The 12178-nt window shown below is 50.6% G+C and carries 12 protein-coding genes; 11 read left to right on the plus strand and 1 reads right to left on the minus strand.

What is annotated here, in order from left to right:
• Nucleotides 1–161: 161 nt before the first annotated feature.
• The 10 genes from BN348_RS03210 to rpsR all read left to right on the plus strand — a co-directional run bounded on the left by BN348_RS03210 (nucleotide 162) and on the right by rpsR (nucleotide 9327).
• Nucleotides 162–1904, plus strand: coding sequence for a putative polysaccharide biosynthesis protein (locus tag BN348_RS03210; protein ID WP_040196140.1), 1743 nt, complete (start codon nucleotides 162–164; stop codon nucleotides 1902–1904).
• 121 nt (nucleotides 1905–2025) lie between these two features.
• The gene (gene mazG / locus BN348_RS03215) at nucleotides 2026–2838 is read left to right on the plus strand and encodes a nucleoside triphosphate pyrophosphohydrolase (protein WP_040196141.1); all 813 of its coding nucleotides are present in this window, start codon (nucleotides 2026–2028) and stop codon (nucleotides 2836–2838) included.
• Between the two features lie 61 nt (nucleotides 2839–2899).
• Nucleotides 2900–3175: an HU family DNA-binding protein gene (locus BN348_RS03220; RefSeq protein ID WP_040196142.1), complete on the plus strand. Its 276-nt coding sequence runs from the start codon at nucleotides 2900–2902 to the stop codon at nucleotides 3173–3175.
• 79 nt (nucleotides 3176–3254) lie between these two features.
• Entirely contained in the window at nucleotides 3255–3500 is a 246-nt protein-coding gene (locus BN348_RS03225) for an RNA-binding S4 domain-containing protein (RefSeq protein WP_040196144.1), read from the plus strand.
• Nucleotides 3501–4873: 1373 nt separating this feature from the next.
• On the plus strand, nucleotides 4874–5476 hold the full coding sequence (locus tag BN348_RS03230) for a manganese efflux pump (protein ID WP_040196145.1): 603 nt from the start codon (nucleotides 4874–4876) through the stop codon (nucleotides 5474–5476).
• Between the two features lie 255 nt (nucleotides 5477–5731).
• Nucleotides 5732–6454, plus strand: a complete 723-nt coding sequence (locus tag BN348_RS03235) for a TVP38/TMEM64 family protein (RefSeq protein ID WP_040196146.1) — start codon at nucleotides 5732–5734, stop codon at nucleotides 6452–6454.
• Nucleotides 6455–6635: 181 nt separating this feature from the next.
• Nucleotides 6636–7622: a Gfo/Idh/MocA family protein gene (locus BN348_RS03240; protein WP_040196147.1), complete on the plus strand. Its 987-nt coding sequence runs from the start codon at nucleotides 6636–6638 to the stop codon at nucleotides 7620–7622.
• A gap of 642 nt (nucleotides 7623–8264) precedes the next feature.
• Entirely contained in the window at nucleotides 8265–8558 is a 294-nt protein-coding gene (rpsF, locus tag BN348_RS03245) for a 30S ribosomal protein S6 (protein ID WP_040196148.1), read from the plus strand.
• A 16-nt stretch (nucleotides 8559–8574) separates the two neighbouring features.
• Nucleotides 8575–9048: a single-stranded DNA-binding protein gene (locus tag BN348_RS03250; protein ID WP_040196149.1), complete on the plus strand. Its 474-nt coding sequence runs from the start codon at nucleotides 8575–8577 to the stop codon at nucleotides 9046–9048.
• Nucleotides 9049–9090: 42 nt separating this feature from the next.
• Nucleotides 9091–9327: a 30S ribosomal protein S18 gene (rpsR, locus tag BN348_RS03255; RefSeq protein WP_040196150.1), complete on the plus strand. Its 237-nt coding sequence runs from the start codon at nucleotides 9091–9093 to the stop codon at nucleotides 9325–9327.
• A 264-nt stretch (nucleotides 9328–9591) separates the two neighbouring features.
• On the opposite strand, the gene BN348_RS03260 is transcribed toward rpsR, so the two are convergent.
• On the minus strand, nucleotides 9592–10386 hold the full coding sequence (locus BN348_RS03260; protein WP_040196151.1) for a class I SAM-dependent methyltransferase: 795 nt from the start codon (nucleotides 10384–10386) through the stop codon (nucleotides 9592–9594).
• Between the two features lie 515 nt (nucleotides 10387–10901).
• Here BN348_RS03260 and BN348_RS03265 point away from each other — a divergent pair.
• On the plus strand, nucleotides 10902–12089 hold the full coding sequence (locus BN348_RS03265; protein WP_197068271.1) for an ROK family transcriptional regulator: 1188 nt from the start codon (nucleotides 10902–10904) through the stop codon (nucleotides 12087–12089).
• Nucleotides 12090–12178: the final 89 nt, after the last annotated feature.

Raw genomic sequence — 12178 nt, forward strand, 5'->3', positions numbered from 1 at the left:
AGGCGTATTGTACCGGAAACAATACCCGGCAGGTTTCCGGCAATAGGGAAACGCAGGGAATCCCGCAGACACGACATCCATTTGGGACACGTCTGCATGTTTCAAGAGTTTTCGTCATATAATGGGGACATGAATCCATGAAAGATGGGGAAGTGTTGTGATTGTCTAAACGAACGGGGCAGAGCTTTCTGCATGGCGCGCTGATTCTGGTGGCGGCTACGATTGTCGTCAAGCTGATCGGGGCGCTGTTCAAGATACCATTGACCAATCTGATCGGCGGCACCGGAATGGGCTATTTCATGACGGCGTACACCTTATTCAATCCAATCTACGCGCTGTCGATCGCCGGGCTTCCGGTCGCGGTGTCCAAGCTGGTCGCCGAACATGCGGCCCGCCGGCAGTACCGGGATGTGCGCAGGATCATGAAGCTGTCCTGCACGCTGTTTTTCATTCTGGGCCTTGGCGGCTTCCTGCTTCTGTTTTTCGGCGCGCCGCTCTTTGCGAAGCTGGTCGGCAACCAAGACGCGCTTCTGAGCATCCTGATGATCTCGCCGGCGGTTTTCTTCGGCTGCATGATGTCCTCCTACCGCGGCTACTATGAAGGGCTGCGCAACATGTACCCGACGGCGGTGTCGCAGATTGTCGAGGCGGTGGCGAAGCTCGGCTTCGGCATCTTCGGCGCGGCCTACCTGATGCAGCTCGGCATGCAGCAGTATGAGACCACCGGACTGGTGTTCGGCACCCTGGTAAACAGCCTGGACGACGCAAAGGCGCATATCCTGCCGTTTGCGGCGGCAGGCGCCATAGCGGGTGTCGCGCTCAGCACCATGATGGGCGCACTGTTCCTGATTCTGCGCCACAGGCTGAAGGGGGACGGCATCACAAAGGAACAGATGGCGGCGTCCCCGCCTGCCCAGCGCCGCCGCGTGCTGATGCGCAGTATCGTGAAGATCGCGCTGCCGGCCTGTCTGGGCGCCGTTGTGATCAACATCACTTCGCTGATCGATGTCGTCACGATTATGAACCGTCTGCAAAGCGCCATCCAGGAGGCACCGGATGTGATTTTGTCGATGTACCGCGCGTTTCTGCCCGAAGGCATGAACCTGTCAGAGATTCCGAACTACCTGTACGGTTCCTATAACGGAACGGCGGTCACGATCTTCAACCTGGTGCCGGCCATCACGGTTTCATTCGGCATCAGCGCGCTGCCGGCCGTCGCGTCGGCCTGGGGGCTGCGCAATAAAAAGCAGATCCAGCACAGCATCCAGTCGGTGCTGCGCATCACGACGCTGATCGCCATCCCGGCCGGCGTCGGGCTGTCGGTGCTCGCGCAGCCGATTCTGGAGCTGCTTTATTCCGCGAGGCCGGATGAATGCATGATCGCGGCCCCGCTGCTGCAGATGATGGGCATCGGCGCCATCTTTGTCGCGATCACCACGCCGGTCAACAGCATCCTGCAGGCGGTGGGACGCGCGGGCATCCCGGTAAAGCTGATGATTCTGGGCGCGTCACTCAAGCTGGCGACCAATCTGGTGCTGATCTCCATCCCATCCGTCAACATCAAGGGCGCGCCGATCGGCACCATCCTGTGCTATGTGCTGATCGTCCTGCTGAGCCTGTGGATTCTCAAGCGATCCACAAACGTTTCGCTGAACGTCTCCGGCGTGTTTCTGAAGCCGGGATTTGCGGCGGCCATAATGGGTGTGACAGCGTTTGTCTCGCATGATATTCTGGCGAGAATCATCGATGGGAAGCTTGCAACCCTGTGCGCGATTGCGTTATCTGGAATAATCTATATTTTCGTCTTGTTCCTGATCCGGGGAATCGTGAAAGATGACGTTATAATGTTACCAAAAGGCGAAAAAATTGCAAAAGCACTTGAAAAATATAAACTGATAGGGTAATATAAGTAGTGTTGCCGCTTGCGGGCCGAAAGCCCCATATATGGGGAAAAACTGCGGGCGGTTGGGATAATGAGGCCCCATTCCGGGAAGATTACTTTTTAAGGACTGTTGGTGAGGACGTATGGCAGAAAACTTTACTTTTAAGGAACGGTACGGCATCGATGATCTCAGGACCATCATGGCGCTGCTGCGCAGCCCGGGAGGCTGTCCGTGGGACAAAAAGCAGGACCACCATACCATCCGCAACAATTTTCTGGAGGAAACCTACGAGGTTCTGGAAGCGATCGACCAAAACGACGCCGAACATCTCAAAGAAGAGCTTGGCGACGTGCTTTTACAGGTGGTCTTTCATGCACAGATGGAACAGGAGATCGGTTCCTTCAATTTTGACGATGTCTGTGACGGCATCTGCCAGAAGCTGATTCTGCGCCATCCGCACATCTTTGCGGATGTGAAGGCGGATGACAGCGAGACGGTGCTCAAAAACTGGGATGCGATCAAGAAGGTCGAGAAGGGCCAGGAATCCGCAACCGATACGCTGCTGAGCGTGCCGAAGGTGTTCCCGTCGCTGATGCGCAGTGAAAAGGTGCAGAAGCGTGCCGCAAGAACCGGGTTTGACTATCCGGGTGTCGGCGATGCGCTGTGCGATCTCAAGAGCGAGGTACGGGAACTGGAACAGGCCATTGAAACGGGAGACCGGGAGAACCAGAAAGAGGAGCTTGGCGACCTGTTGTTTGCCTGTGTCAACGTCAGCCGGTTTTTAAAGACCGACGCGGAGGAAGCGCTTGGATGCTCGTGTGATAAATTCATCAGGCGGTTTGCCGCGGTGGAGCGTTTGGCAGAAGAACAGGGCATCGATATGGAGCAGGCTTCGCTCGACAAGCTGAATGCATTGTGGGCGCAGGCCAAAAAGGAACTGAAAACGGAAAGATAAAGATGTGAATTCACAGGGTCCCAAATCCTGTTGAATATATAAAAAATGGAGGCGTTTTAAAATGACAAAGGTAGATTTAGTCAATAAAATAGCGGAAAAACTGGACTATTCCAAAAAGGATTCTGAAAAGGCGCTGAATGCGGTCCTCGAATCCATCACCGATTCCCTGGCAGCCGGCGAAAAGGTCGCGCTGGTTGGATTCGGAACCTTCGAAGTAAAAGAACGTGCAGAGAGAACCTGCAAGAATCCGAGAACCCAGGAAGAAATGATCGTTCCGGCATGCAAGGTACCGGGCTTCAAAGCAGGCAAGGGACTCAAAGACGCAGTTGCGAAATAAGATATTTCCTGATAGAACCGGATGTCTGCTAAAAGACGCCGGTTTTATTTTTTGACCGGCTTGGAAAGGAAGGAATCCCATGCGATTGGACAAATATCTGAAGGTGACCAGACTCATCAAGCGCCGGACCGTCGCAAACGAAGCCTGCGATGCGGGCAGGATCGCGGTAAACGGAAAGGCCGCCCGCGCCTCCTATGACGTCAAGGAGGGGGATATCATTGAAATCAACCTCGGGTCAAGGCCCATCAAGGTCAAGGTGCTGAAGGTCAGCGAATATGCGAATAAAGAGACAGCCTCCACGCATTATGAAGTCGTGGAGGGCTGAGGATGAGAATCCCGCTGCAAGCGTCGGGTTTGCAGCGGGATTTTTGTGTTTTGATTGCTGCAGCGCAGCGGTCTTCTTTTGTTTACCAAGTACCACTTGGCAGGGTGGAAGTTCTTCTTTGCGCGGCCAAAGAAGAACCAAGAAAGGCCGCCAAAGGGGGAATGCCGCTTCGGTACAGTCAGTATGGACGTCATTCCCCCTTTGGAAACCCCCTCTGCCCGTCCGTATCATATTTAGGGCAAGGAAGCACAGCGTTCGCTGGGTTCGGACGTCCATTGCATTGACAAGTATATCTATATCTCTGCTCGCTCTGGATTCCAAATCCATCAGCAGAGCAATCAATACTATGCTGTGCGAGAAAGGTTTTGTTTTGTGCTCTAAATAAACAGGGTGGTTGCCCGACGTGCCTGTCGGAGAAAGTTGAGTCCCTGTAGATTTCCTGTAAGATGCTTGATCGAAGATTTGTGGTGTTATTCATGTCCGACGAAATCCACAAAAATCGATGTCAGTTAACGAACCAGCTAAAGTATTGGGGTACTATGAGAGTAACCTGTAAGCGGGAAAGCGTCCGCTGCTAGCTACGCCCAACCACCCAGCCAAAAACAAAACGCCGCCCGCAGGCGGCCGAAGCGGAAAGCGGGATATCATAGGGGATTTTCAAGGGGGCCATCTGGCCCTAAGCGGCACAGTGCATGGCCCCCTTGAACGGCCTTTCTTGGTTACTTCTTTGGCCGCGCAAAGAAGTAACGACCACCTTGCCAAGTGGTTCTTGGCAAACAGCGTGAAGCCGCTACGCAACAGCGGAGTAACGACCAGATTGCCAAGGTGCCTTGGCAAACAAAGTGATACCGCTGTGCCACAGCGGAGTAACGACCAGATTGCCAAGGTGCCTTGGCAAACAAAGCGAGACCGCTGTGCCACAGCGGTACAGCAGCCACCTTGCCAAGTGTCACTTGGCAAACAAAATTTAACGAAGTGTTACACAACACCAGTTTCGTGTTAAACGAAATTCTCTTCTGAGTGCTGGAACAGCTTCAAAGGTAAATTCACGATAAGGTGGATTGCTTTTTCTGAGAAGACAGCAAATAATCTATAAAATCCAAAAGCAATTTACGTTTTTCTGGGTCTGTCAATAGCATAACATGACAGGAGCTGGATTGGTATGTCCTCAGAGTCTGCAAAAAATGACTCTTATTCTGCATTGGAATTTTGATGATGGGAAACAGATAGTCCGCCTGAAAAACATTTTCTGTCAGAAAGTTAAAACACGCGCGTTTCGGACGTTTGATCACGATTTTGGGACAATCGCATCCGCAATGTTTCCTCACACCAACTCTCTGCTTTTCATATAGTAGGGAGAGGTGAAAGCTGTCATGAGTGATTTTTTGTACTGTATTGTGTTTGCTTTGGTGAATAATCTGGATAATATCGGCGTAAGAATAGCGTATAGTTTAAAAGGCATCCGAATCAGCATCGGAAAAAATCTGTGGATTTCGGTCATTACCTTTGCCATCTCATTCCTGTTTGCTGAATGCGGCGGCTTTATCGGCAATTACATGAATGCGACCATCGCCAATATCATCAGCATGGTGTTCCTGTGCGCCATCGGCATCTGGATGATCCTGTCGGAGTACCTTCCAAAGCGGGAAAAGAAGAATAAAAAGCACACCAATCCGCTGCATATTGCGCAGGAGTGCGAGCTTGCGGACGCGGACCATTCAAATCACATCGATTTTAAAGAGGCGACGCTGCTGGGTGTTGCACTTTCCTTAAATAACGTAGGCGGAAGCCTTGGCGGAGGGCTTGCGGGACTCAATGCGTTTCTGATCGGCATCCTGTCCGCTGTCATCAGCTTTTTGGCGCTGCTGGCCGGCAACTATCTGTCCGGCGTGTTTTCACGCTTCAATCTTGGCCGGAAGGCGTCGGTTATCGCGGGGCTGGCGCTGGTGGCAATCGGCGTCAAGCAGCTTTTCTAGATGCAAAGGCCAATGGGAATCATGGATGCGTTCTGCTGAAAACCGCTGCCGAAGCCCATTTCACCAGAACGGGAGCGCCAATCCCATCAGATTGCAGGAGTCAACAGAAAACAACAGCGAATATCCCTGAAAACTGACAACGCGTTTCGATCGAAAAATACAGTTCCATCATTTATAATAAGAGCAGACACAAAATACACCTGTGCTTGACATTAATTTTTACACAGAATCCGTAAAAGTTGGAGCTTTGCCGAAATGAAACGAACCATCAAACAGATCCTGATCCGTACGCTCTGCGCGGCAGTTTTGCTGGCGGCAATCCTGCTTATCCTGTATCTTCTCATTGCGCCGACCTTTTCCGTCATTGCCGAACTCATAAAAACCGGGGATCAGGCTGCGGCACAGGTCTACATACGATCCTTTGGATGGCGCGGCATCCTGGCGACCATTCTGCTGCAGGTGCTGGCCATCCTCAGCATTGTGATCCCGGCTCCGACCGTCCCGCTTCTCGCCGGCGTCACCTATGGATGGCTGGGCGGCCTTCTGGTCTGCATGGTCGGCACCTTTCTTGGAAACAGCATCGTTTTCAAGCTTGCGCAGCGGTATGGGCAGCGGATTGTACCGATGCTGTTCAGCGAGAAGCGCATCGACCGGGTCAGATTTCTGCAGAACGAACGGCATTTGACCCTGATCCTGTTTATCGTGTATCTGATTCCAATCGTCCCAAACGGCATCATCCCTTACCTGTGCGCGCGCACCAAAATCACTTATGAACGGTTTATCGGTGTGATCGTATGCGCCAGCGTACCGTCCATCCTGTCCAGCACCTTTATCGGCAACAATCTGGCAGGCGGCAATATCGAACTGGCGGTGATTGTCGCCGCTGTGCTGCTGGTGCTGTTTCTGATCGTGATGAAATTTTCCGGCCGCATTGTTTCGCTGCTGGAACGACTGTCCGCATCGGGCAGAAGATCATAACGCCGGTTCTATGTCCCAACAGCAGGGCCTCCGAATTTCGGCGGCCCTGCTTTCCTGTATCTGATCATAGAAATGCGGGATACGGAAAACCCGGTGGACGGCATTTCAATGGATTGTAATTTGCGGCAAACTCTGATACAATAGAGAAAATAAATGTACAGCATAAAGGAGGTACAAAACAATGGCAAAAACGATAAATTGGGGCATCATCGGCACCGGATGGATTGCCGATAAGATGGCCACGGCGCTCAATTTTTTAGAGGATGCAAATCTGGCTGCCGTCGGTTCCAGAACCCTGGAAAAAGCACAGCGGTTCGCACAGCAGTTTCAGATTCCGCGCGCCTACGGTTCCTATGAGGAACTGGCCGCGGATCCCGATATCGACATCATCTACATTGCGACGCCGCATTCCGAACATTACGCAAATGTCAAGCTCTGCCTGGAGAACGGCAAGCATGTGCTGAATGAAAAGGCGTTCTGTGTGAACAAAAAGCAGGCCGAGGAGGTCATAGAGCTTGCACGCGAAAAGAAGCTGTTTTTGATGGAAGCGCTCTGGACGCGGTTCCAGCCGGCGGCGAACGCATTGGTGAAGACCATCCGGGACGGCGTGATCGGGGATGTGCATATGCTCAAGGCGGAGCTGTGTTTCCTGCTGAACCGCGATAAGGAATTCCGGCTTCTCAACCCGAACCTGGCCGGCGGCGCGCTGCTGGATGTCGGTATCTATCCGATTACGATGGCAAGCCTTGTATTCGGCAGCCGTCCGCAGAAGGTTGTCACCCATGCGGTGATGGGGGAGACCGGCGTGGATGAGCGCGACTGCATCAACCTGTTTTATGAAGACGGCAAATTTGCTTCGCTGGTTGCGGCGATCGACACTGAGGGTTCAAATACCGCATACATTTACGGTACCAAGGGACAGATCATGGTACCGCAGGACTGGTGCCCGGAAAGCTTTACGGTCAAGACCTATGCGGATAACAAAGAGACGACCTATAAGCTGCCATTTTCCTGCAACGGATATGAATATGAGGCGGCCTGCGCGATGGACTGCATCCGGGAGGGCAAACTCGAAAGCGAAATCATGCCGCACAGCACAACCCTGGAAATCATGGAACTGCTTGATTCGATCCGGGATCAGTGGGGGCTGCGGTACCCGTTTGAATAAAAAGGCGGTTTTTTCGGCAGAACCATTGACAAAACATCAAAAAAGGTGTATTCTGTAGGAGAAGCAAAGGCGCCGTCAGTTCCAGACTGGTGGTGCCTTTTCGCTCCCTGCATCGACTTCTTCTTACTTATTGATATGATGATACACTCCCCTTTGACGAATCGGTCAAACAAAGGTGGAACGGCGGGCAGTTTGATCCTACTGCTCGCCGTTCTATCTATTTATATGGAGTCTGCCTGGTGAGGATGTCTGCGGCCGGGCGGCATCGGACAATTTGTATGAAAAATACCTGGGAAACAAGCTCCGCGCGCCAGAAATCACAGCCAGGAAGCCGTCTTGTATGCCGCATCTTTTTAGCATACCATGTGTCTGGACGCCGAATCTTTTCAAAATGCAATCCCTTTCGAAGGCATATCTTTTTGAAATAAATGCTGGCAGGACGTCGTACCTTTTCAGAAAACAAACTGCCCGGCTGCGGTTAATCATAATACCGTGAAGCCATGGGTTTTGGCTTATATGAGGAGATTTTTCTTGACTTTATGTGGATTTATGGTATAATTAATCTGTTGTTTTAAGCTCAGACAACATTCCTTACCCTGCACAATGATGCAGGGTCTAAAGTCCATAAGGAGGTGTTTAAAAATGGCTAAAATTCTTGAAAGCTATGAGACTGTTATGATCATCAATACCCAGCTTGGCGAAGAGGGTATTGCAGCTCTGATTGAAAAATTCAAAAACCTGATCACCAGACATGAGGGTACCGTAGACAATGTCGATGAATGGGGCAAGAGAAGACTTGCTTATGAGATCAACGACGAGACCGAGGGTTACTATGTCCTGATCGATTTTACCTGCACACCGGAATTTCCGGCGGAGCTTGACCGCAGGTATAAGATCAACGACAACATCCTGCGTTCTCTGATCGTCAAAAAGTAAGTTTGGGGGAGATAGCATGATTAACAGAGCAGTTATCGTCGGCCGGCTGGTCGCCGAACCCGAATTGCGTTACACCCCGAGCAACACTGCTGTCCTGTCGTTTACCGTCGCCTGCAACCGTTCCTACGTTTCGAAGGACGGACAGCGGCCGACCGATTTTATCGACTGCGTCGCATGGCGCAATCAGGCCGAATTTGTTTCCCGTTATTTCCATAAGGGAAACGCGATCGGCATTGAGGGCCGGATTGAAACCCGCATGTATCAGGATAAGAACGGAAACAATCGCAAAGCGGTTGAAGTGGTTGTGGACAATGTGTCCTTTGTCGAGAGCAAAAGCGCTTCGGCAGGCAATTCTTCTTCCATTCCGTTCCCGACCGAGCCGCCTGCATCCGCTGGAGCACAGCCTGCAGCCAGCGCGCCGGTCACCTATGCGAACGGTGATGTGGACGATTTCAAGGAAATCGACATGGATGACGATCTTCCGTTCTAATCCATCAAGTTTTGAATTTTTGAATGAAGGAGGTTTCTCATAATGGATAGACCAAACCGTGGTAACAGAAAAGGCCGTAAAAAGGTCTGTGCGTTCTGTGTTGACAAGGTAGAGGAGATCAACTACAAGGACGTGCCGAAGCTCAGAAGGTATTTATCTGAAAGGGCTAAGATTGTACCGCGCAGAGTGACCGGCACCTGTGCCCGTCATCAGCGTCAGCTGACTGTCGCGATCAAGAGAGCAAGACATCTGGCTCTTCTTCCGTATATCAGCGACTAATCGGAGATTTCCGATAAAAATAGACGGCTGTCAACTGTTTTTCAGTTGGCAGCCGTTATTTTTTGCTGGAGACTCGGCTCTGCGGTGGGAGATACCCCAACCGATTTTCTCTTTGTGCACTGAGTGAAACGAGCCGGCGATAAAGAAGCTCAGCCATCCATAAAACGGACGGCAAACAAATATACTGGATCGTGCGCTGTAAAGCATATGCTGAATTTTTCGCTGCATACCTGATGAAGCCGTTTAAACCGGAGACGACAGGATTCATCTTTTTACTTTTAATTCTGCCAATGCCGCATAGTGCCGCACCTCAAAACTGTCCGGCGCGGTTTCTTCCAGCAGTTTTGTGTGCTCCGTTTCCCAGCTTGCGAGCTTTTCCGCCGGCAAAGATGCGCCCACACCTCTGCAGGCTTTCATGCGTCCGTGCCAAGTTTCTCTGGTGAACTCAATCATGATATCATACTCTTCATGGAATACCGGATCAAAGTATTCATACACGCAGTCCGGAATATGAATGGGATGTTTGGTTTCACCTGCGCCGCTCCACGCCGGGTTATATTTTAACACCAGTTCTTCACTTGACCGGGCAATTTCATCCTGGAAGGGAAGCCATGCCATGTACAGAATCAGAAGACGGCCGTCTTTTTTCAGCATACCGGCAAGCATCGGCGCCACCTTTTGATGATCGAAGTACCAGAAGCATTGGCAGGCGGTGATGACATCAAATGTCGCAGGTGGGAAATGAATGTCCTCTGTCGGTGAAGCCATATATTTGATATGCATCCCATGCTCTTTGGACAGCCTTTCGGCCTCCGCAATCTGATTTTCAGAGATATCCGCGCCGGTCCATTCCGCGCCGTACCGATACATATTTCGTGGAAGAACGCCGGTTCCGGTTCCCAAATCCAGTACCTTCTGCCCCTTTACGCAAAGATTTCTTGCTAGAATCCGTTCGTAGAACGCATCGGGATAGATGTCCCTGTACTTGGCATATTCCTTAGAGGTACGGCCCCAGTCGAATGTGTTCCCGCCGTCGATATTTTTATTCGTTATTTCCATATGTCCCTCCCATGACATCCATCTTTCTGTATGGTTTGTGATGGATGGTTATTTTTTTCTAAGAAAAGCATACCTCTTATACTCTAACGCCATATGCTGCAGTTGTCAAGGCACACCGTGCCGCATCGGATGTAATATTTTAAAATATTTCCTGATGTATGCAGTTTTTACGATTGCCAGAAAAAAAGTAGTATGATAGGTGAAGAAACCTGTGTAAAATGGAAAAAGATGCACAAATGAACAATTATGAATGTTTCATAGATATTTTTTTTATTTTATTTGGTTGTATATATTGAAAACTGTAGATTTGTTGTGCTATAGTATAATAAAAGTTAGGGATTATAACAACATTTCCGGATATGTCTATGAATAATCATACAAAATATTCCGGATTTTTCTACCAAGAAGAAAGAAGGTAAATGAAACAGAAATCCTACCTTGCAGTTTTAGGCAATTTTAAAGAATGAAGAATGGGGACGTTACGATTGAACAGTCAAATACCTGGCATCAGTATTTTGGACATCAAAAAAAGGAACCGACAAAAGATATTGGAGCTGCTCAAGCACAATGGGCCGATGTCCCGCAAGGATATCGCAGAGAGGCTGATGCTTACGCCCGCCGCTGTGACCATCATTGTGACAAATCTGATCGAGGAAGGCATTGTGTATGAGCGCGGCAACGAAGTGAACACAACAAAGATTACCCGGGGCCGCAAAAAGGTACTGATCGACATTGCGTACGACTACCGGTATGTATTCGGCCTGTACCTTGATCGAAAGGTTGCCAACATTGGACTCTGCAACCTCAAAGGGGATGTGGTCGGGGAGGTCAGCATCGCGAACCCATATAACAGCAACATCATTCAGAAAGCGCAGGAAATAAAAGATGCGGCTTTCAGCCTGTTGGACCACACATCGGTGCGGCTGGATCAGGTTATCGGCGTCGGCGTGGCGATGGAATCCTCCATTCCGGAACAATATCTGGTGGAACCACTTGTTGAGAAGATTTTTGGTCTGCCGGCGGTTGCTGAAAACAGCATGACGGCATTGATCAACGCCGAAATCGATCTGTTTCGGGAACGGTATCAGGACTGCGGCAATGCCTTTTTCCTGAGTTATATGGAGGGTATCCAGGGGATCAGCTTGATCAACAACACCGTATATCAGGCCGATCCCACCAGATACGGACACTTTATCGTTGATCCGAACGGGATGCAATGCGTCTGCGGAAGGACAGGATGCATCAATACCTTCGCACAGGGCTCCAATATTGTGGCAGCTGCCAGTTTGATTTATTCCAGGGAGAAAACGCCGGCATTGTATGAAATCACCGACGGTTATATCGAACGGATCACCATCGATAAAATTATGGAGGCCTCCCATTATGGGGACGACGCGGTTTCACAGCTCCTGCTGGAGGTCTGCCGGAAAATCAGCCTGCTGATTGCCAACATCATTGTCGTCAACAATCCGCAGAGAGTCATTCTGTATGGAACCTACCTGCAGACCGAGCTGCATCTGCATTACATCGTCAGCATGGTTTCGAACTATCTGCAGACAGATGCGACCGATTTGATCATGGCAAGCTCGATCCGCGAAAATACGCGGTTTGTGGCCGGCGCGAACATTGCGATCAGGAAGCTGTTCTACGACTTTGGCGGTGCCCTGTCCCGGGAGGAAACAGAAGACCCAGAATTATCATGAGAAAATCCGGCCCAACAATCAGGCCGGATTTTCTCATATAAAAAAGGGATAAGCCGCCTGCTTATCCCTTTCGGTTATGTTGTATGACA

Origin of the sequence: Candidatus Soleaferrea massiliensis AP7 (assembly GCF_000820765.1) — a bacterium.
GTDB classification, from domain to species: Bacteria; Bacillota; Clostridia; order Oscillospirales; family Ruminococcaceae; genus Soleaferrea; species Soleaferrea massiliensis.

Coding starts and splice junctions, on each gene's coding strand:
- mazG (WP_040196141.1), top strand. CDS start 2,026: ATGGCAGAAAACTTTACTTTTAAGGAACGGTACGGCATCGATGATCTC.
- BN348_RS03220 (WP_040196142.1), top strand. CDS start 2,900: ATGACAAAGGTAGATTTAGTCAATAAAATAGCGGAAAAACTGGACTAT.
- BN348_RS03225 (WP_040196144.1), top strand. CDS start 3,255: ATGCGATTGGACAAATATCTGAAGGTGACCAGACTCATCAAGCGCCGG.
- BN348_RS03230 (WP_040196145.1), top strand. CDS start 4,874: ATGAGTGATTTTTTGTACTGTATTGTGTTTGCTTTGGTGAATAATCTG.
- BN348_RS03235 (WP_040196146.1), top strand. CDS start 5,732: ATGAAACGAACCATCAAACAGATCCTGATCCGTACGCTCTGCGCGGCA.
- BN348_RS03240 (WP_040196147.1), top strand. CDS start 6,636: ATGGCAAAAACGATAAATTGGGGCATCATCGGCACCGGATGGATTGCC.
- rpsF (WP_040196148.1), top strand. CDS start 8,265: ATGGCTAAAATTCTTGAAAGCTATGAGACTGTTATGATCATCAATACC.
- BN348_RS03250 (WP_040196149.1), top strand. CDS start 8,575: ATGATTAACAGAGCAGTTATCGTCGGCCGGCTGGTCGCCGAACCCGAA.
- rpsR (WP_040196150.1), top strand. CDS start 9,091: ATGGATAGACCAAACCGTGGTAACAGAAAAGGCCGTAAAAAGGTCTGT.
- BN348_RS03260 (WP_040196151.1), bottom strand. CDS start 10,386: ATGGAAATAACGAATAAAAATATCGACGGCGGGAACACATTCGACTGG.